This is a genomic window from Leptolyngbya sp. UWPOB_LEPTO1 (assembly GCF_017302695.1).
Classification (GTDB): Bacteria; Cyanobacteriota; Cyanobacteriia; order Leptolyngbyales; family Leptolyngbyaceae; genus Leptolyngbya; species Leptolyngbya boryana.
Window position 1 is genome coordinate 40,187 of sequence record NZ_JAFLCJ010000022.1, and the last position, 18,643, is coordinate 58,829.

Consider the following 18,643-nt stretch of genomic DNA (forward strand, 5'->3'; position numbering starts at 1 on the left):
TCTCCACAATTTAGTCAAACTCTTCTACGCTCAAGAAAGAAGTTTTCCGGAGCGCTGAATTGTGTCTGAAGCTCTCTTATCACCTACTCTCGAATCAACTGAAACTGTCACGATCGATATCACTGGCATGAAATGCGCCGGATGCGTTCGAGCCGTTGAAAAACAATTAATCCAACAACCCGGAGTCAAATCTGCCACAGTCAATTTGGTGACTGAACTCGCAACCGTGGAATGCGATCGCTCAGTTGATCCTGACCATCTTGCTGCAACTTTGACAGAAGCTGGATTTCCAAGTCAGCCGCGCACGTCTGAAGATTCAACCCGTGCAGAAGATTTAGCCGCGCGTCGGCAACTTGAACAAAAACAGCAGACGACCAATTTAGCGATCGCGATTCTGTTGCTGATTTTCTCGACGATCGGGCATTTGGGAATTCCTTTGCTCAGCGATGTTTGGGTTCACTGCGGACTCGCGATCGCAGCTTTGAGCTTTCCAGGACGATCGATGATTGTAGAGGGCTGGCAGGGACTACGTCGCAATGTCCCCAACATGAATACACTCGTTAGTTTGGGCGCACTGACTGCATTTACAGCTAGCTTTATTGCCTTGATCGTCCCACAACTCGGATGGGAGTGCTTTTTTGATGAGCCTGTGATGTTAGTCGGGTTTATTTTGTTAGGACGCACGCTCGAACAACGCGCCCGTGGACAAGCGGCGATCGCATTGCAATCGCTCGCTGCATTGCAACCCAAATCCGCAAGATTAATCGGTAAACAAGACACGCATCAAAGCGCGATCGAAATTCCGGTTGCGCATCTTCGTCCCGGAGATTGGCTCCAAGTTTTACCCAGTGAGCAGATCCCCGTTGATGGCGAGATTGTGAAGGGTGAAACGACGATCGATGAATCGATGTTGACTGGGGAATCCGTTCCGGTACAAAAACAAGTCGGCGATTTTGTAACCGCTGGAACCATGAACCAATCCGGCGCGATCGCGCTACAAGTCACCCGAGTCGGAAAAGAAACGACCTTAGCAAGAATCCTCGAATTCGTCGAAACAGCCCAAGCGCGGAAAGCTCCGATTCAAAAACTCGCAGATACGATCGCAGGATATTTCACTTACGGTGTCATGTCGATCGCGCTGCTGACCTTTCTGTTTTGGGAATTTATCGGCACAAAACTCTGGTCAAACGCCGGAGCTTGGACAATTGGCATGGAGCATTCTCATAGCATGGGAATGATGTCACATCCGTCTCCGATGTTGTTGAGTGTCAAACTCGCGATCGCTGTCCTCGTGATCGCTTGTCCTTGTGCGCTCGGACTGGCGACACCGACTGCGATTCTCGTCGGATCAGGTATTGGCGCTGAGCGGGGCTTATTGATTCGAGGAGGAGACGTTTTAGAGCGGGTGCATTCACTCGATACGATCGTCTTTGATAAAACTGGAACGCTAACTACAGGTCAGCCAGTCGTCACAGACGTGATTGAATTCGAGAACAACCAAGTGCTACAAATTGCAGCAGCGGTCGAACGCGGAACCCGTCACCCTTTAGCTGCTGCAATCCAGCAATCCGCTACCGATTTACCCCTGCTCCCTGCTGAAGATTTCTATACCCTGCCTGGATTTGGAGTATCAGCAACGGTTGATCAGCAGCCTGCTTTTCTCGGAACTGCACAATGGATGGAGAAAAATCAGATCGAGATTTCTGCATCAGCGATCGAGCAAGCGAATCAACTCGCCGCCTCTGGAAAAACGATCGTGTATGTTGCGACTGACAAGCTGATTGGCATTATTGCTGTGTCCGATGCTCTGAGATCCGATGCAAAATCAACAATTCAAGCGCTGAAGAAATTGAATCTCAAAATTCTGATGCTGACCGGAGATCGTAAAGAAACCGCAAGCGCGATCGCATCTGAACTGGGAATTACTGAAATTCTGGCTGAAATTCCGCCCGAAGAGAAAGCAGCCGCGATCGCACAACTGCAAGCGAACCAGCATCAAGTCGCGATGGTCGGAGACGGAATTAACGATGCGCCCGCACTGGCACAAGCAGATGTCGGAATTGCGCTCAAATCCGGCACAGAAGTCGCGATCGAAACAGCAGGTATTGTTTTAATGCGCGATCGACTGACGGATGTTGTGGAATCGATTCGGCTCAGTCGTGCCACTTTTACTAAAATTCAGCAAAACTTGTTTTGGGCATTTGGTTATAACTTGTTGGGAATTCCGATCGCAGCAGGTGCATTGCTTCCTAGCTTTGGACTCTTACTCAGTCCGGCTGCTGCAGGGGCATTGATGGCACTGAGTTCAGTCAGCGTCGTTACGAATTCTCTATTATTACGAGGATTTACAAAATCGTCATTTTCGGAATGATCAGCTAAAGTAGGGCTGATCAATGAGAGCCAGGATCATTTCGATCAAATTTGCTCCGACCATGTTTTATTTATTACAATGAAATCCCGCAGCAAGTTATCTCGAGAAATGTCGGTACTCGTACTGTGTTGATCCGATCAAGCTCGGTCTATCCTAAGTCCATCTTAGGCTGATCCCCTTTCTATTCGCCCACCCTTTCAAGCTGAATATCAATGCCTTCAGAACCGCATCAAAACCACCTGATAATTATCGAAGACGATAAAGGTCGCCGGGAGTTTGTGTTAGATGCTCCTGTTTACTCGATCGGACGCGATGCCAAGTGTGACATTCGCTTGGTGTCTCAGTTTGTCTCTCGCCGTCATGCGACTTTACTTCAATTGCCAAATGAAGATGGGACTCACTATTATCGAATCGTTGATGGCAATCTCAAAGGTAAGCCCAGCGCGAATGGCTTACTAATCAATGGTCGGAAACTGCAACAGTGTGATCTTCGCAACCAGGACGAAATTGTGTTTGGTCCTCAAGTTCGTGCGATTTACTATCTGCTCAAGCGGGATGCCGTTTTGACAGTTCCACCAGATGAGTTTGATATTACGTTAATTAGCCCGAATATGGTGGGTGATCCAGAGGATGATTGAGTTTTATCTTTTGATATAAAAAATGCCCTGGCAGATTTATGTTGCTAGGGCGTTTTTTTTGATCCCCCAACCAATCACCCCGTCACCGTCTCAATCAAATTCCACCCCTGATTCTCGGTAATCGTTTGATTGACCAAATTAAACATTTTGCGGCAGTGATTCTCGAGCTGGAGCGGTAACTCCTCGTTTTTGATCACGAAATTGAGGCGAGTTTCTTTCTCGGTCGCAGTCGTTTTGTCGATCAGCACTTCAACAGTGACTAGTTTTGGGAATGCCACATTTCCGGGGATTTCACGCGCCATCAAATAATCCTCAGTCGCGTAAATCACATCCAGATTGCAGGATTTCAACGTCTGATTCAACAGCGGCTGGAGCTGCTGCATTGGGACTCCAACAGTGAATAGACAGGTGTATCGAGCCATATCAAACCCCAATCTTGTGACAAGCGAATCTTCACTTTATGTTTCCAACCTACGCTAAAACGATACCCCGGTCTAGGGAAGTGTTCTTAAATTTTAATCCTGGCTTCCGGACTAAGAGGATGGCTCAGGCAGCGAAGGTGTTTTCCAGTTTGTCGTGTTTCTGTCAATCTGTCATCATTCCCTTTATACCGAATTCCTCTAAAAGTGGTTTAATTTGCCAGGATCAAATAGAAAAGTTCGAGTTTTGCAATACTCTAAAATGTCGAAGAGAAAAGCGATCGAAACAAATGGACGGTAAATTAATTGTCTTTGAAGGGATTGAAGGCTGTGGGAAGACGACGCAGTTGCAGCGATCGCGCCAATGGCTGACGACGCAGTTGGGGAGCGAAGTGATGACAACTCGTGAGCCAGGAGGAACACAGCTCGGAACAGAAATCCGACAACTATTGCTACACGGAGAAGAAGAAATTTACGATCGCACAGAATTATTACTGTATGCTGCCGACCGTGCGCAACATGTGGAAGGTTTTTTGCGCCCGCACTTAGAACAGGGACATTGGATTTTGTGCGATCGCTATACGGATTCGACGATCGCTTATCAAGGCTATGGAAGAGAGTTGGATTTTGAACTGATTGATCAGCTCAATCAGATTGCCACTGGGGGCTTGCAGAGCGATTTGACGCTTTGGTTAGATATCGAGGTGGAAGTAGGTCTAGAACGGATGCAGAAACGGGGACAACGCGATGCTTCTGGAACCGGAAAACCTGACCGGATTGAGCAGGCGAGTCTCGATTTTCATCATCGGGTTAGAGCGGGATTTGCAGCTTTAGCTGAACGGGATCGCGATCGGGTGTTGAGAATTGACGCGAGTGGGAGCGAGGACGAGGTAGAAGAGCGGATTCAAACTGTATTGAGTCAGGCTTTAGCAAATTGGGGAGCTTTGACTGTTTAGAGAACGTGCTTTAGTCTGCTTGATTGGGGTTGAGTTTTGGCTCTGCTCAACCCGTAACCCGTAGAGAGATTTAAAAATTAGAATCTTCAGCCACTTTGCGCTGAGATTTGAGATCGCCTGACTTCTCACTCAGAAGATTCTGAGCAATTCGATGCCATTCGCTCCGGAACTTCTCATCAGCTTGTGATTGAGTAAGCGGCTTGCCTCGTCGCGCGGGAAACTTACGGTAAAACTCATCGTTGACTTGAGCAATGAAGTCGTTGTAATCAATGCCCAACTTTCGACATTCCGCTTCGTAGTCGATCGCTTGCACACTCGTTGGTTTTGGCAGAACTTTACTAAAGTCAGGAACAGCTTTACTAAAGTCAGGAACGGCTTTACTAAAATCAGGAACCGATTTAGCAACATACGGAAAGACTTGCGGCACAAGCCAGATGAAGCTGACGATCGCTAAAATCCAAAGCAGCACTCGTACGACTAATTTAGTCATACCGAACATCGTCAATCGCACGATGCCAAACATCGCTCGAAACATCCACTTCAGCAGTTTGTAAGCCCCGTGGAATAACGCAAGTGGCACATCAAATGCAGATTCAAACCAAGGACGCGGATAAGTTCCAGTAGTCGTTGAGTTCGCAACCGTTGAACGGCGATGCCTTTTGCCTGCCAGCGCAACTGTTCCTTGATGAGTTGAATGGGTTGAGTTAGGAGGGATCGGCGGCGGGATAGGAACAGGCGCATGGGTTAGAACCATAGAACCAGATGAAACTCTGGACAGCGCTTCCATCACTTCTTGAGCAGCAGGATAGCGATCGCGAGGGCGATTACTCAACATGCGATCGATCACCTGCGCGAATGCGGGCGAAGCGTTCGTGTATTGCTTCCACTGACAGGTCATATTCATCGAATCGAACAGCGATTGGGCTTCGCGTCCCGTCAGCAGAACAATGATCGTCACAGCCAACGCATACAAATCACTACTCGAATCCGCGCTGCCTTTATGAAGCTGTTCGATGGGAGCATAGCCAGGTTTACCGACTAAGGTTTGCCCGGAATGTACTGCTTGAGTTGCTGCCGCTTTGACGACACCAAAATCGATTAAGACAGGCTTTTGATCGAGATCTCGCAGAATGATGTTATCTGGAGAAATATCACGATGCACAATGCCCGATCGATGAATGTAGTCTAAAACGGGTAGAAGTTGTTGCAGGAGTTGAACGGCTTCCGACTCGCTGAAGGTCATGCCACGATTTCGGCGATCGTTTAGCAATTGCTCATAGGTTTTGCCTGCGACGTAATCTTGAACTAAGAAAAACAATTCCCGATTCTGCGTTTTGATCTGAAACAGTTCGCGGAACTGCGGAATCTGAGGATGATGCAGTTGATGGAGAACCTTAGCTTCGCGAGTAAAGAGTTCTTCCGCTTTCTGGGCATGTTTGGAACCTTGTGAGGCGGGTTCAAATTCTTTTAGAACACAAGTCTCGTTGAAACGATTGGTATCTTCTGCCAGATAAGTGCGACCAAAGCCACCCTGACCCAACATCCGTTGAATCCGGTAACGGTTTTGAACGATCGTGCCATCAGGAAGCGGTAGGCTCATAACGAGGTCAGGAAATGATGCTGATCAACTGTATCACTGGATCTTAAATTGATCTGAGTGAGAGAGGCGGTTTTTCAAGCGCCCAAGAATAGGAATCAAGCCGGGTTGAAGGTATCCCTGATTTTGGTTGGGATTTTTCATCGCCCACTTTTTCTCTACTAACCTAGGGTGCGAATTGACATGTTGACCGTTATATCTGATGAGCCGATCAAGGTTTTCTTCTCATATCCAAGAACTTCAATCGTAACGACGATCGTCCAATGAGCTTATGGAACCCAATTGAGTGAGGGCTTTCGCTGAGTTTTTACACAGTCTTGCAGGTACAAATTAATTAAATTTTGATAGGAAATCCCGATCTCTTCAGCCAGAGTCTTGAAATAGGCGATCGCTTCCTCATCAAGCTGAACAGTCACATGCTGTTTGAGCTTCTGAGCATATGGATTTTTCACAGATTGGGAGAAATCATATTCATCTTTCATTAGAGGAAACTCCTGTACTGTTGCTGCTCTCGTTTCGTTGCTCGACGTGCCGAAAAAATCCGAATTGTCTCTTCATCATCTTGATACACATGACAGACGACGAGCAACATTTGTGTCTCACTCATGCCAAGTAAGATATATCGATCTTCATCCGAAGAATGTTCTGCGTCATAGAGCAATCGCGCATTCGGATCGTAAAAAACGGTCTCTGCTTCATCAAACGAGACTCCATGCTTTTCTTCGTTTGATCGAGCTTTTCTCTCGTCCCACTCAAATATCAAATTACTTCCTCTCTTGAGGATAATTACGCCGTAGATTATTATCAAGCACTTCGCGATCATCAAACATGCATTCAGTAAAGGAGTCAGACACCCCCGACAAAGTCGGTGGCTTTGTGAGTGTGACCGCCTCAAAGGCGGATGTCCTCGCCGGGGGATACGACATCAAACGCTAGAATTGTCCTCCCTTGTCTGCAATATCTTGTTCCCGGATGTAACGCTTCACTGCCTCTAGCTCAAATCCAACCGTCGAAACCGCATAGCCTCGCGCCCAGAAATGCTCTCCAGCGAAATTCTGTTGCTTGCCTCGAAACTGTCGAGCAATGGCAATCGCACTTTTGCCCTTGATAAAGCCAATCACCGATGCGACTGAGTGTTTCGGCGGAATTTCGATACACATATGCACATGATCTGGCATCAGATGTCCTTCGAGAATTCGGCATTCCTTCTGACGCGCCAGTTCATGAAACATTGGTCCGAGAAACTTCCGAATCTCTCCGAACATCACCTTGCGACGGTATTTTGGCACAAACACCACATGATATTTACAATCCCACTTGCTGTGAGACAGGCTTTGATACAATTCCGACATTGTTCTTTTCTTCTACGGATTTTGGCTCACTCAGCCACCGTAGGAGTTACTTTACGTCTGCAACTGGACTCCGGAAACGCTCAAAGCTGTGCAAGTCGCACTGGTCAAACCAGTGGCTTCCCTCAGATGATTAGTGAATGTCTGGACTGATGCAGATGCTCATTCTGAAGAAATTGAGATCACATTGTAAGAACAAGAAGCTGCAATCCACTAAGATAAACAGGCTGTTCATCAGAAAATCAATGGGTCGATCGACGCTCAAACTTTTACTTCTCTCAACGCCCGTTGGTGCGATCGGTTCTGGTTTAGGAGGCGGAGTCGAACTAACACTGACAAATATTGCGCGATCGCTGATTGCTCTGAATCATTCTGTCACGGTCGTTGCACCCGAAGGTTCTGTCTTAGAAGACATTCCGCTGATTCAGATTCCCGGTCATCTGCAAATTACTGCTCAATCTCAAGGTCGAGATGCCTTAGTAACGTTGCCTCCTAATTCAGTGTTGGGCAAGATGTGGGACTATGCGCGTCACAATCAAAGCGACTATGACGTGATCATCAACTTTGCCTATGATTGGTTGCCGTTCTATCTCACGCCCTTTTTCGATTGTGCGATCGCGCATTTAGTGAGCATGGGGTCACTCACCGATGCAATGGATCACATCATTGAACAGGTTGCATCCAGCTTTCCAACCACGATCGCCGTTCATAGCCTTGCTCAAGCCGAAACCTTTCGCTTCAAAGATGCCTGTTTCAATTTGAAAAACGGCTTTGATCTGACTCAATATCAGTTCAATCCAACTCCGAAACATCAATTAGCTTGGGTGGGTCGAATCGCGCCGGAGAAAGGCTTAGAAGATGCCGTTGCAGCGATCGAAAAAGCAGGAATCCCCTTAAAAATTTGGGGCGTGATTCAAGATGAATCTTATTGGCAAAGCATTCAAGCAAACTATCCCAATGCTGCGATCGAGTACTGCGGGTTTCTTCCAACCCAAGACTTACAAAAAGCTTTAGGAGAATCACAAGCTTTGTTGATGACTCCGCGTTGGGTTGAGGCATTTGGCAATGTTGCGATTGAAGCGCTAGCGTGTGGTGTCCCGGTGATTGCTTATCGTCGCGGTGGGCCTGCTGAAATTGTCAAAGATGGCAAAACAGGTTGGTTAGTTGAACCCGATAGTATTGAGGGATTAGCTAGCGCGATCGCAAAACTCGACCACATCGATCGCGAAATTTGTCGGCAAGAGGCTGAACTTGAGTATTCTTTGAGCGCGATGGGAAATCGCTTAGAAATTTGGCTCGATCGCATTGTACAATCCCGAAATTCGAGTTTCGGTTGTGCTTAGCCTGGAGCTTAAGCTTTAAGCGCAGCCAAAACGCATCTTACGGATACTTCTATGAAACGCTGTCAGATTCCAGCTCCACTTCGATCGGGTGACTTATTGCGGGTGATTGCCCCAAGCGGAGCCTTGCGCGAATTGACAGCATTTCAGCAAGGGGTAGAAGTTTGGCGGCAAAGAGGCTATCAAGTTGAATTGACTCCCGGATTTGACGATCGCTATGGCTACCTAGCTGGAACCGATAAACATCGCCGCATTCAACTAGAAACCGCGCTTCAAGATCCAAATTGTCGCGGTATTCTCTGCGCACGCGGCGGCTGGGGCGGTGCAAGATTACTTGAAAAATGGTCGTTTCCATCGGTTGAGCCGAAATGGCTGATCGGCTTTTCAGATATTACAAGTTTGCTCTGGGCATATGCGCAACAAGGTACTTCTGGCGTTCATGCACCTTTGTTGACGACGATCGCATCTGAACCCGATTGGTCACAAGCCCGATTGTTTGATTGGGTTGAAGGTCGAGCTTTGCCGATGCTGCAAGGAAACGGTTGGGGCATGGGCAAAGCATCAGGCTTGTTACTTCCTGCAAATCTAACGGTTGCAACGCATTTACTGTTTACGCCTTGGCAGCCAGATTTAACCGACGTAATTTTAGCGATCGAAGATGTCACAGAAGCCCCATATCGGATCGATCGCATGTTAACGCATTGGCGAACCTGCGGTGCTTTGGCAAAAATTCGGGGAATTGCGATCGGACGATTCAGCCAATGCGATCCGCCTGCCAATATTCCCAGTTTTCAAGTTGAAGAGGTTTTACGCGATCGCCTCTCTGATCTAGGAATTCCCATTGTTTCAGGCTTACCGTTCGGACATGATGGCGAGAATGCAGCGCTTCCAGTGGGAATTCCGGTGGAGTTAGACAGCAATCGTGGACTTCTCAAGTTCGAGACTCATCTCAACCCCCTGCCCCATTCGTAGCGTCCTTAAGCACAAGAAAAACAGCGATGCGGATTCATCTCTCTACGCAAACCCGCGAGCTTCTAAAATCTGATACAAATTGACATCCGTTTCCAACAAACAGGTATGCCCACTCTCCGGCAGCACCACGACTTCTGCCTTCTGAAGATTTGCCTTTAACCGATACGCTTCTGCCAACGACGGCAACAATCGATCCTTCGCACTCGCTAAAATCAACGTCGGAATCGTCAGCGATCGCAAAGCCTCACTCGGCACTTCAAACCCCTGCAATAAATTCATTCGCCAAACCGAGGTCGGTTGCGGAACCGATCGCACTGCTTCAATCAAGGCTTGGCGATCGACGGATGAAATTCGTTGAAACGCTGCCAACAAAGGCAGCAACGACACCGAAGACCAATGGTATGCTACCTCCGGCAAATGCTGACTTAGCTGTGCGCCCCAGCCAATCCAAGGTCTGCGATTAAACGACGAAGCCGGATTGACCAAAATCAAGAGATCGAACAACTCCGGCGCACGCTCAATCACCTTCATCGCCAAACAGCCGCCAAAGGATTCTCCACACAAATAAACTGATCGGGGCGCGATCATCTCACCTTTGACCAAATCCACGACCCGCTGCGCTAAATCTTCCCAATTCGTCAAATCATCAGGCGGAATCGCCAAACAGCGCACATCAAACCTTGCTTCCAACCCTGCCGTCTGCGCTCGTAACAATTGCCCTGTTCCGTCCATTCCGGGCAAAAAGACAAACAGTGGGAACTGAGGTCGTAGCGCTTTGGGGGTCAGAAAACAAGGAGAGCTATGCAGCATGAGAATCTAAGGACAGCCTTGGTCTAATAAGGATTTAATTTCAGTTTGGGCACGATCGACTAATTCAACCACAGCTTTCCGGGCAAACCGACCTTGATAATCAGCCCGATGAGTCGGGGTTATCCAAATCGGATGCCCAATCATGACATTTACAGTCTGATACAAAACTAGCGGATGCCAGCCATCTTGGTCAAATAGCGGCTCGGTCGGATCGAAAAAGCTTAAGACTCTTAATGGGATCGCAGAATTAATCGTCTCTTTCTCAGGCGCGATCGCAACGGGTAAGATTGCTAATTCCTCGATCGGAGCTTTCAAGGCGAGATGTGCAAACCCGCGATGAAATTTTCCCATCTCAGGCGGCTGAGGCGGTTGCACCATCGGTGACGTTCCTTCTGGAAAAATTCCCACAGCTTCTTGGGACTTTAGTAAACCGATCGCTTGCTGAAAAAAACTGGCTTGCCGATGCTGATCACTTTCTAACGGAAAACATCCCAACTGCTTTACCACCTCACGCATCACAGGAACTTGTCCCATATAGTGATGGCAAGCAAATCGGATCGGACGCTCGATCGCACTCATCAACACCAGTGCATCCATGACACTGCGATGATTACTCACGACGAGTACTGCACTATTTCGGGGAACTCGCTCGGAATGATACGAATACATCCGAATTCCCATACTCATCAGCATGAATTGGGAAACTTGAAGGGGATTCAAACCTGATATCAAACCTGGGCAGTCCTCAAACGACTTCTTACCATTATTGAATGAAATTCTGCCCAATCTGCCATCTTCTGAAAGTTCGATCCATCTTCAATGCGTCGGCAAATAAACCGTAAACGTACTGCCCTGATCGGGTTCAGTCATGACATTAATTCTGCCATTGTGCGCTTCTACAATCCGTCGCGTCAGGTGTAATCCTAATCCGCTGCCAGATTTCTTATGTTTGCCAGGGATAAAACTTTCAAAGAGCGTAGCGCGATCGCTGTCTGAGATGCCTGCTCCTGTATCTTGCACCTCAATTTTGATCGCAGGTACAAGCCCTGTATCTACTTTGATCAAGCGAACAGTGACCGAACCTTCATCCGTAAACTTGATCGCATTGCCAATCAAATTCGTTAAAACTCGGTACAGTTCTAAGCGATCGCCTTTTGCAATATATTCTTCTGATGCTTCTGCTTCGAGCTTCAGCGCTAATTGTTTGTCGATCGCTAAAGGTGAAAGCTCCTGAATCACTTCTTGAGCCAGTTCGAGTAGATTCACCGGAGAGAAAATTAGCGTCTTGCGACCTGCCTCGTAGCGATACACCTCTAACAAAGTATTGACCATCGTCAGCAAATTAGAATTGCTGCGAATCATCGTTGCAATTGCATCTTGCACATCATCAGACAGATCGCCTAATGCGCCCTGTGCCATCAGATTCAACATGCGATCGGCAGCGACTAACGGCGTTCTCAAATCATGGGTCAGGCGAGACACAAAATCTTCTCTTTGTCGGGCAATCTGATCTCGCTCATCAACGCTATGCTTCAGCCGCAGGAGTGCTCTGACTCGCGCCAGCAATTCGTCAAAGTGAACAGGCTTGCGGATAAAATCGTCTGCTCCGGTATCTAATCCCTGAGCGACACTCGGCTGATCGTAAGCGGTTGTGAGGAGAATGGGAATAAATGGCAATGCAGCATTTGCCCGAATTCGGCGTGTCACCTCATATCCATCCATTTCTGGCATCATCACATCGAGCAGAATCAGATCAGGGGGAGATTGTTCAATAATTCGCAAAGCCTCCTTGCCGCTATCTGCGAGTTCAACTTGATAGCCTTCATCCTGCAAGATCGCCTGAATTAGTAAACAGTTATCAAGCGTATCGTCAACCACAAGAATGCGATCGATCGTCCGCGTTCGGCTAAAAGGAGTATGATTCATCCCAGACATCGACAAAGATGAGCGTTTAGTGTTCCTAAGTACTAAACACTACTTTTGTCACGTTCTACCTCATTCTTCTGGGGGATATTCGCTTTGCTGTTTGATGTATGCAACAGCAATTGGGGTGATCCGTTGAATAATTTCTGTAAAGATTCCCCGTTCTGCTGCTGTCCAAGGTCGGGGCTGATCCATTATGCAAGGCTGCAAAACTCCCCACAACTGATTGTCATAGCAAACATGACCATGGATTAATGCCCGATGTCCAAAGTTCTCTCGCTCAAATTTTGCATTCAAAACCTGAGCGCTTGCAGTCTGCACATCTTCGACAAAAATAGAAGGTTTCGTCGCTAGTGCTGCCGCAAACATTGGATCTTCATCCGGTAAAGACTGCGGCTCGGGTTTCCAATCTTCATCGTAGACAATAGGAATTTGTGAATTGCGTGTCCAACAAAACGGAACGCGACCGAGACGAGTTTGGGGATTGCGAAGGTAGAAGAAACAGCGATCGCAATTGAAATACTCTGCGATCGCTCGCATTAACTCAGACAAATCACCTTGACTCAGTAATTGATCAATTTCAGGCGGCATCTTTGACAAACGTCCATTCCAAAACTTTACGGGGTGCAGATTGCAGTGCTTTTGTCAGACTCTTGTTGTCTTTGAATTTGACCTCTGAAAGGGTGACGGCTTCGACATTCACCGTAAATTGATCGTCTTGAAAGCACCAAGGATTGACAGTGACTAACCCGTTTTCTAATTGCTTAATGTCATAGCGTTGACCGTCATGAGCTTTGCTGATTTCCAGCCAGCGTTCATCGGCGGGGAGTTCTTGCTGGCAGAGAATGAGCGAACAGCGATCGCACCATTGCAGAAAGTCATACGCTTGCGTCGCATCTGTTTCAGAGATTTCTAAATCTTTGCGCCAGCGTTTCTGATTTTCGATCTGTTCATCCAGGAAAGCATCTGCTTTCGGCGAGGTTCCTCGTTTTGCAGAATTCAATCGCAGCAAATGCATCGACGTTAAAAGTGCCACCCAGCGCCCGCGATACAACGAACCTTCAAGATGTCGTCGCAAGCTGTCATAGTCGGTTTCTTGCTCGCTATCTTGAGTAAAATCTTTTGGTGCACCCGCTTTATTCAGATTGTTCTCATCCCATTCGCGCTCTAGATCGTCATGATGAGAAATCGCAGCAACGGTTTCATACAGCCGAGGAGGAGCATCTTTTCTGCACCACTGCCCTGCAATCTGTGCAGCAAGGAGCGCATGTGCCCGATGATAAATAATTTGCCAGCCGTTTTGAGTCGGATTAACGATCATGTACCGTTTTAGCGCGAACAACGCTAAGCATCATAGTGATTTGCGCGGTTTGCTGAAATCTATCTGACGATCGAGAATTCGCGGGAACCACTTTCCCGTTGGAGATTCAATCAGTTTGGTATACTATCTTCGATTCTTTTGACAGCGAAGCCCATGATCTCATCTGACCCAGTTGCCGATTACACACCGACGAGCGAACGGCATATGCCAGTGTACGAGACAGGAACAGATACTTCGCTTGCAAATGTGGATCATATGATTCGCTATGCGTATGTTGCACCCTTTGTCGTTGGAAAACGGGTGTTAGATATCTCTTGTGGAACGGGGTATGGGACACAGTTTATCGCTCAGCAAGGCGCTTTAGAAGTTGTTGGGGTCGATGTGGATCAGTCGGCAGTGAATTTTGCATCTAAGTTTCACGCGCATCCGAATGCAACGTTTATTCAGTCCGATGCTCATTATGTGCGGCAATTAGAAGATGCTTCATTCGATGTGATTGTTTCCTTTGAAACGATCGAGCATTTGCCGAATCCGCGAAAGTTTGTAGTTGAACTCAAACGCTTACTGAAACCAGATGGACAACTGTTTTTGTCTTGTCCAAATGATTATCGCGTTGCGCCTTGGATCAGTGAGTTTCATTTGCATAAGTTCCGATTTCCTGAGTTTCGAGAATTGGTGTTGAGCACGTTTGGTGAAGCGGTATTTTTAGGGCAGCACTACAGCGTTTCGAGTCATATTGTTAAGCCGATTTCACCTGCATTAAAAGGCGTGAGATTTGAGAGTTATCAGAACCCTCTGCCGAAGGATTTCTTTGAGCGTGAGTATTTAGAAAATCTTTCTGCGATCGAGAATGCTGATGGATATTTAGCGATCGTGAATGTAGATGAATCACAGTTGCAAAATCAAACCAGTATTTCGCAGAGTGCATTTCAGTTTTTGATGCGACTTCTAACTGAAACGTTACCGCAATCAGACCAGGTTAACCAGCTCAATCAAGAGCTTCAGCAAACCCGACTTGAACTCGATCGTGTCCATCAACTTGCCGCCGCTGCACAGACTCGAATTCAAGCAATGGAAAGTAGTAAATTCTGGAAGTTACGAGCAACTTGGTTCCAACTCAAGCGAAAATTGGGATTGCCAACTCAAGAATAGTTGAGCGTTGAAGAATATGCCTGAAAGAATTGTCTGCACTGTCGTCACGAAGAGCTATTTGGCATATGCTCGAACCTTAGCTGAAACGTTAACCGAGCATAATCCAGAAGCAAAATTATATGTTTTGCTTGCCGATCGGGTTGAGGATTATTTTCAACCAGAAACGGAGCCTTTTGAGCTAATTTACTTAGAAGATCTGCCCGAGCAAGATGCGATCGCTCAGATGAGTTTTTATTACACTCCCTTAGAGTTTTGCTGCGCGCTACGGGGATTGTTACATGAATATATTCTGGAACATACCACGGCTGAAAGCTGGCTGTTTATCGATTGCGATATTTTAATTTGTGATTCTCTAGAGCCAATCTTTCAAGAACTTTCTGAAACATCATTAATCTTTAGTCCACACTGTAGCCGACCTGTCCCATTAGAGCAGGCTGAACATGAGATTAATTTCTTAGTTCATGGCATCAATAACGGTGGATTTATGGGATTGCGAAGAACCGAGCAAACCCGACAATTTATCCAATGGTGGAAGGACAGATTAATTCATTACTGTTTTTTAGATTGTGCGATCGGAGATCCAAGAGGACTTGCCGCAGACCAATTATGGCTAAATCTTGCCGTGCTTTATTTCCCGGATTTCAAATTCTTAAAACATCCAGGAGCAAATATTGGGCACTGGAATTTCTATGAAAAGGAATTTGCGCTAGATCCGCAAGGCAATGTACTTGTGAACGGTCAACCTTTATTATTTTTGCACTTTAGCGGATGGGATATCGATCGCCCTCATTTTGTTTCTAAGAATACGTCTCTTTATCCTGAAGAAATTACTTCGCCCTGGGCAAAGCTCGCGGATATTTATCGAGACAAATTGTTGAGAAATGGCTATGAGAAAACGCAGAAATTCCCTTATACCTTTAGCAAATTTAATGACGGAACTTCCATTACACAAGCAATGCGGCGCGGCTATTATGATGAGCTAAAACAAGGAATTGCAATCTCAGCGCCGTTCGAGAATTCTGAATATTTTCAGTCGAAAAGATACACACTTGATTCAACTCACTTTTTACGAGAAGAGTTATATGGAGTTTATCAACAACTCGTTGAACTTCAGCAGCAGAATCATCAAACTCATTTAACGCTGCAACAGACGCAAACCTCGCTTCAGCAGACACAAACTTCGCTGCAACAGACCGAAGCAGAATTTACACAATTTCGCCAGCAAGTAGACGCAGAAATTGCGCGATCGCATCAAACAATCTCAGAAATGGAGAACAGCATTTTTTGGAAAGCGAGAAATGTTTGGTGGAAAATCAAACAGCGATTGGGTCAGCCTGAAGTGAAGTTATTAGAGCAAAAAAAGGAGTGAATCTAACATGAGTGACCCCGTAAATATTGACACTCTGATCGATAAAATTCGGCAAGAAGCAGCCCAGAGACAAACCGTTTCTCAATATCAACCTCCTGCAAATATAGATGCGGCAAATCGAATTCGATCGAGCAATATCGAAGCACTTTTGAATGCTGCCAGCGCAAAATCTCAAATTAGAACCGACTTACCTGCCAAATTAAAACGATTCCCCTGGAGCTTGGGTAGAGGATTTGGGAAAGCCGCTTTGAAAACTTACAGTTTTCTCTTCAAGGAACAGCGAGCGGTTAATTTCTCTCTCAATCAAGCTTTGCGAGAAACTTTATTACTGAATCAAAGCCTAGTGAAAAAAGTTTCAGAGTTGCAGGCAGAAATTAGCGATTTGCAAGCTCGATTAGATGCGATCGAGGAAAAAGAATGAGAATTGCGATCGCCACTGTTCAAGTTCCCTTTATTCGAGGCGGAGCGGAGATTTTAGCCGACGGATTAGCAAATGCACTGCAAGCAGCTGGACACTCGGTTGAAATCATTGCGATGCCATTTCGATTTTCGCCTGTCTCAGAAATTCAGCGAAGTATGAAACTTTGGGCATCTGAGAATTTTGAGAATTTGAATGGCTATCAATGCGATCGTGTGATCTGTCTCAAATTTCCGGCATTCTATTTGCAGCATCCGAATAAAGTGGGCTGGCTTTTACATCAACATCGCAGTGTTTATGACCTATGGGACACTGAATTTACAGCAGAATTTTCTCGCAGTGCAGAAGGCAAACAGTTAAAACAAGAAATTACAGAACAAGATACGAAAGCCCTGAGTACATTTCGAGGCGTTTTTACGATCGCGAAAACCGTGTCCAAGCGATTGCAAAAATTCAATCAAATCGCTTCTATCCCGCTGTATCATCCGCCCCAATTTGCGGAACAGTTTTACACCGCACCTGCCGAACCTTATATTTTCTTTCCGAGCCGATTAGAAACTCTGAAACGGCAGGATTTGCTGATTCAAGCCATGCGATTTGTGCGATCGCCTGTGGTTGCCTTAATTGGTGGCGAAGGCGGTCAGTACCCTTATCTGCAAGGTTTGATTGATCAATTTGGACTCCATCAGAAAGTCCGCCTGCTCGGTCGGCTCAGCGACAATGAGAAACTCAGTTATTACGCACATTGTTTAGGTGTTTTTTTTGCGCCTTATAACGAGGATTACGGTTACGTCACCTTAGAAGCAATGCTCTCTCGCAAGCCTGTGATTACCTGCAAAGATTCGGGTGAACCCGTTGAATTTGTTGTGAATGGGCAGACCGGATGGATTACAGAAGCTGATCCAACGGAGATCGCCGAAAAGATTGATCATCTCTATGAACAGCAAGCGATCGCGAAAGAAATGGGATCAGCAGGATACGATCGCTACAATGCACTCGACATTTCATGGGCTAATGTTGTGCAAAAGATATTAGGATGTTGAAACTTGTTGTGTGGAGTAAATGTAATGATTTCTCTGAAAGGCTTATTGAACTCGATTCAGAATCTCAATCGAAAACCGACCAAAACAAGCCCAACTCCCTACATCTATCGTCCAGACGTCGCTCAGTTCGATTTTGCTACAGGGGTAGAACAGCTTCGGCGCAGCGGACGCTCTGTGGTTGATCATGCGATCGAGAATACACGCCCAGAAGTCGTCTCCAATATTATCGAACTCGGCAAACAAGTTGGAATTGAATTTAATGAATTCTCAATCGAGCCTAGCCTTTATCAGGAGTATTGCAAGAGCGCAGAATACTCAAAACGCTATTCTGAATACTATCGAGGAAATCAGCCTGAGAAAACATTAGAACACTATATTTGCTATTCATTATTAGGTTTAAATTCAGAAGATGTTTTTGTCGATTTAGCCAGCGAACATTCTCCTGTCCCAGAGATTTTTCGGCGTTTATCAGGAGCAAAAACTTACAGTCAAGACATTATGTATCCTGACGGAATTAACGGCGATCAGATTGGCGGCAATGCTTGTAATATGCCGATTCCCGATGGATTCATCACAAAAGCAGCACTCACTTGTTCTTTAGAGCATTTTGAAGAAGACGCAGATACAGGTCTGTTTCAAGAACTGGCGAGGGTTTTAAAACCAGGCGGAACAGTTTGCGTTGTGCCATTCTATGTCTTTAATCAAGAAGCGACTCAAACTGATCCAACGGTTAGCGTTCCTGCGGGTGTCCCGTTTGATCAAACTGCAACCATTTACTGTGCTGAAGGGTGGGGAAATCGGCACGGGCGTTTTTATAGCCCTCAGTCTTTTATGCAGAGAATCATTCGCCCGACTCAAGACAAACTTAAGTTCCAGTTCTTCTACTTGAGCAATGCACAGGAGATCGATTCTTCGATCTATGCTCGGTTTGCGTTTACTGCGACTCGTCTCTAAATTTTCATTTT

20 protein-coding genes are annotated in these 18,643 nt (G+C 46.4%); 10 read left to right on the top strand and 10 right to left on the bottom strand.

From position 1 onward, the window contains the following. Positions 1-61: 61 nt before the first annotated feature. Complete coding sequence (locus tag J0L70_RS25470) at positions 62-2,371, top strand: heavy metal translocating P-type ATPase (protein ID WP_287456368.1); 2,310 nt, start codon at positions 62-64, stop codon at positions 2,369-2,371. A gap of 212 nt (positions 2,372-2,583) precedes the next feature. After that, complete coding sequence (locus J0L70_RS25475; RefSeq protein ID WP_017288389.1) at positions 2,584-3,009, top strand: FHA domain-containing protein; 426 nt, start codon at positions 2,584-2,586, stop codon at positions 3,007-3,009. A gap of 74 nt (positions 3,010-3,083) precedes the next feature. Here J0L70_RS25475 and J0L70_RS25480 read toward each other — a convergent pair whose 3' ends face one another. Next, positions 3,084-3,431 carry a hypothetical protein gene (locus J0L70_RS25480; protein WP_026148660.1) on the bottom strand — a complete coding sequence of 116 codons (348 nt, stop codon included), beginning with the start codon at positions 3,429-3,431 and terminating at the stop codon, positions 3,084-3,086. A 287-nt stretch (positions 3,432-3,718) separates the two neighbouring features. Between J0L70_RS25480 and tmk the strand changes: the two genes are divergently transcribed. Then, on the top strand, positions 3,719-4,384 hold the full coding sequence (gene tmk / locus J0L70_RS25485; RefSeq protein WP_268242965.1) for a dTMP kinase: 666 nt from the start codon (positions 3,719-3,721) through the stop codon (positions 4,382-4,384). A gap of 70 nt (positions 4,385-4,454) precedes the next feature. Here tmk and J0L70_RS25490 read toward each other — a convergent pair whose 3' ends face one another. The 4 genes from J0L70_RS25490 to tnpA all read right to left on the bottom strand — a co-directional run bounded on the left by J0L70_RS25490 (position 4,455) and on the right by tnpA (position 7,333). After that, positions 4,455-5,984, bottom strand: a complete 1,530-nt coding sequence (locus J0L70_RS25490; RefSeq protein WP_287456369.1) for a serine/threonine-protein kinase — start codon at positions 5,982-5,984, stop codon at positions 4,455-4,457. Positions 5,985-6,250: 266 nt separating this feature from the next. Next, positions 6,251-6,463: a hypothetical protein gene (locus tag J0L70_RS25495; protein WP_287456370.1), complete on the bottom strand. Its 213-nt coding sequence runs from the start codon at positions 6,461-6,463 to the stop codon at positions 6,251-6,253. Next, the gene (locus J0L70_RS25500; RefSeq protein ID WP_287456371.1) at positions 6,463-6,744 is read right to left on the bottom strand and encodes a BrnT family toxin; all 282 of its coding nucleotides are present in this window, start codon (positions 6,742-6,744) and stop codon (positions 6,463-6,465) included. Before J0L70_RS25500 ends, J0L70_RS25495 begins: the two co-directional genes overlap by 1 nt. 169 nt (positions 6,745-6,913) lie before the next feature. Next, a complete protein-coding gene (gene tnpA, locus J0L70_RS25505) occupies positions 6,914-7,333 on the bottom strand; it encodes an IS200/IS605 family transposase (RefSeq protein WP_287456372.1) in 420 nt (139 codons plus the stop codon). Positions 7,334-7,575: 242 nt separating this feature from the next. Here tnpA and J0L70_RS25510 point away from each other — a divergent pair, with 242 nt between their 5' ends. After that, positions 7,576-8,673: a glycosyltransferase family 4 protein gene (locus tag J0L70_RS25510; protein WP_287456373.1), complete on the top strand. Its 1,098-nt coding sequence runs from the start codon at positions 7,576-7,578 to the stop codon at positions 8,671-8,673. A 51-nt stretch (positions 8,674-8,724) separates the two neighbouring features. Continuing rightward, positions 8,725-9,642, top strand: coding sequence for a S66 peptidase family protein (locus J0L70_RS25515; protein ID WP_287456374.1), 918 nt, complete (start codon positions 8,725-8,727; stop codon positions 9,640-9,642). 42 nt (positions 9,643-9,684) lie between these two features. On the opposite strand, the gene J0L70_RS25520 is transcribed toward J0L70_RS25515, so the two are convergent. From J0L70_RS25520 to J0L70_RS25540, 5 genes are all read right to left on the bottom strand, one after another. Then, a complete protein-coding gene (locus J0L70_RS25520) occupies positions 9,685-10,452 on the bottom strand; it encodes an alpha/beta fold hydrolase (protein WP_287456375.1) in 768 nt (255 codons plus the stop codon). Between the two features lie 6 nt (positions 10,453-10,458). Further along, positions 10,459-11,145, bottom strand: a complete 687-nt coding sequence (locus J0L70_RS25525; protein WP_287456376.1) for a lysophospholipid acyltransferase family protein — start codon at positions 11,143-11,145, stop codon at positions 10,459-10,461. 123 nt (positions 11,146-11,268) lie between these two features. After that, entirely contained in the window at positions 11,269-12,378 is a 1,110-nt protein-coding gene (locus J0L70_RS25530) for an ATP-binding response regulator (RefSeq protein ID WP_353736662.1), read from the bottom strand. A 69-nt stretch (positions 12,379-12,447) separates the two neighbouring features. Further along, the gene (locus tag J0L70_RS25535) at positions 12,448-12,966 is read right to left on the bottom strand and encodes a GAF domain-containing protein (protein WP_287456394.1); all 519 of its coding nucleotides are present in this window, start codon (positions 12,964-12,966) and stop codon (positions 12,448-12,450) included. Further along, positions 12,956-13,696 carry a DUF3891 family protein gene (locus J0L70_RS25540; RefSeq protein WP_190653167.1) on the bottom strand — a complete coding sequence of 247 codons (741 nt, stop codon included), beginning with the start codon at positions 13,694-13,696 and terminating at the stop codon, positions 12,956-12,958. The genes J0L70_RS25535 and J0L70_RS25540 overlap by 11 nt, the downstream gene beginning before the upstream one ends. A 153-nt stretch (positions 13,697-13,849) precedes the next feature. On the opposite strand from J0L70_RS25540, the gene J0L70_RS25545 reads away from it, so the two are divergent. From J0L70_RS25545 to J0L70_RS25565, 5 genes are read left to right on the top strand one after another with little or no spacing between them, the layout of a single operon-like run. After that, a complete protein-coding gene (locus J0L70_RS25545; RefSeq protein ID WP_287456378.1) occupies positions 13,850-14,848 on the top strand; it encodes a class I SAM-dependent methyltransferase in 999 nt (332 codons plus the stop codon). A 16-nt stretch (positions 14,849-14,864) separates the two neighbouring features. Beyond that, the gene (locus J0L70_RS25550) at positions 14,865-16,217 is read left to right on the top strand and encodes a hypothetical protein (protein WP_287456379.1); all 1,353 of its coding nucleotides are present in this window, start codon (positions 14,865-14,867) and stop codon (positions 16,215-16,217) included. A gap of 7 nt (positions 16,218-16,224) precedes the next feature. Continuing rightward, complete coding sequence (locus J0L70_RS25555) at positions 16,225-16,638, top strand: hypothetical protein (RefSeq protein ID WP_017288372.1); 414 nt, start codon at positions 16,225-16,227, stop codon at positions 16,636-16,638. Beyond that, positions 16,635-17,678, top strand: a complete 1,044-nt coding sequence (locus tag J0L70_RS25560) for a glycosyltransferase family 4 protein (RefSeq protein WP_190653170.1) — start codon at positions 16,635-16,637, stop codon at positions 17,676-17,678. Before J0L70_RS25555 ends, J0L70_RS25560 begins: the two co-directional genes overlap by 4 nt. Before the next feature lie 24 nt (positions 17,679-17,702). Continuing rightward, on the top strand, positions 17,703-18,632 hold the full coding sequence (locus J0L70_RS25565) for a class I SAM-dependent methyltransferase (protein ID WP_017288370.1): 930 nt from the start codon (positions 17,703-17,705) through the stop codon (positions 18,630-18,632). Positions 18,633-18,643 lie beyond the last annotated feature (11 nt).

Coding starts and splice junctions, on each gene's coding strand:
- tnpA (WP_287456372.1), bottom strand. CDS start 7,333: ATGTCGGAATTGTATCAAAGCCTGTCTCACAGCAAGTGGGATTGTAAA.
- J0L70_RS25555 (WP_017288372.1), top strand. CDS start 16,225: ATGAGTGACCCCGTAAATATTGACACTCTGATCGATAAAATTCGGCAA.
- J0L70_RS25560 (WP_190653170.1), top strand. CDS start 16,635: ATGAGAATTGCGATCGCCACTGTTCAAGTTCCCTTTATTCGAGGCGGA.
- J0L70_RS25565 (WP_017288370.1), top strand. CDS start 17,703: ATGATTTCTCTGAAAGGCTTATTGAACTCGATTCAGAATCTCAATCGA.
- J0L70_RS25480 (WP_026148660.1), bottom strand. CDS start 3,431: ATGGCTCGATACACCTGTCTATTCACTGTTGGAGTCCCAATGCAGCAG.
- J0L70_RS25495 (WP_287456370.1), bottom strand. CDS start 6,463: ATGAAAGATGAATATGATTTCTCCCAATCTGTGAAAAATCCATATGCT.
- tmk (WP_268242965.1), top strand. CDS start 3,719: ATGGACGGTAAATTAATTGTCTTTGAAGGGATTGAAGGCTGTGGGAAG.
- J0L70_RS25525 (WP_287456376.1), bottom strand. CDS start 11,145: ATGCTGATGAGTATGGGAATTCGGATGTATTCGTATCATTCCGAGCGA.
- J0L70_RS25520 (WP_287456375.1), bottom strand. CDS start 10,452: ATGCTGCATAGCTCTCCTTGTTTTCTGACCCCCAAAGCGCTACGACCT.
- J0L70_RS25515 (WP_287456374.1), top strand. CDS start 8,725: ATGAAACGCTGTCAGATTCCAGCTCCACTTCGATCGGGTGACTTATTG.
- J0L70_RS25550 (WP_287456379.1), top strand. CDS start 14,865: ATGCCTGAAAGAATTGTCTGCACTGTCGTCACGAAGAGCTATTTGGCA.
- J0L70_RS25490 (WP_287456369.1), bottom strand. CDS start 5,984: ATGAGCCTACCGCTTCCTGATGGCACGATCGTTCAAAACCGTTACCGG.
- J0L70_RS25535 (WP_287456394.1), bottom strand. CDS start 12,966: ATGCCGCCTGAAATTGATCAATTACTGAGTCAAGGTGATTTGTCTGAG.
- J0L70_RS25540 (WP_190653167.1), bottom strand. CDS start 13,696: ATGATCGTTAATCCGACTCAAAACGGCTGGCAAATTATTTATCATCGG.
- J0L70_RS25545 (WP_287456378.1), top strand. CDS start 13,850: ATGATCTCATCTGACCCAGTTGCCGATTACACACCGACGAGCGAACGG.
- J0L70_RS25475 (WP_017288389.1), top strand. CDS start 2,584: ATGCCTTCAGAACCGCATCAAAACCACCTGATAATTATCGAAGACGAT.
- J0L70_RS25510 (WP_287456373.1), top strand. CDS start 7,576: ATGGGTCGATCGACGCTCAAACTTTTACTTCTCTCAACGCCCGTTGGT.
- J0L70_RS25530 (WP_353736662.1), bottom strand. CDS start 12,378: ATGAATCATACTCCTTTTAGCCGAACGCGGACGATCGATCGCATTCTT.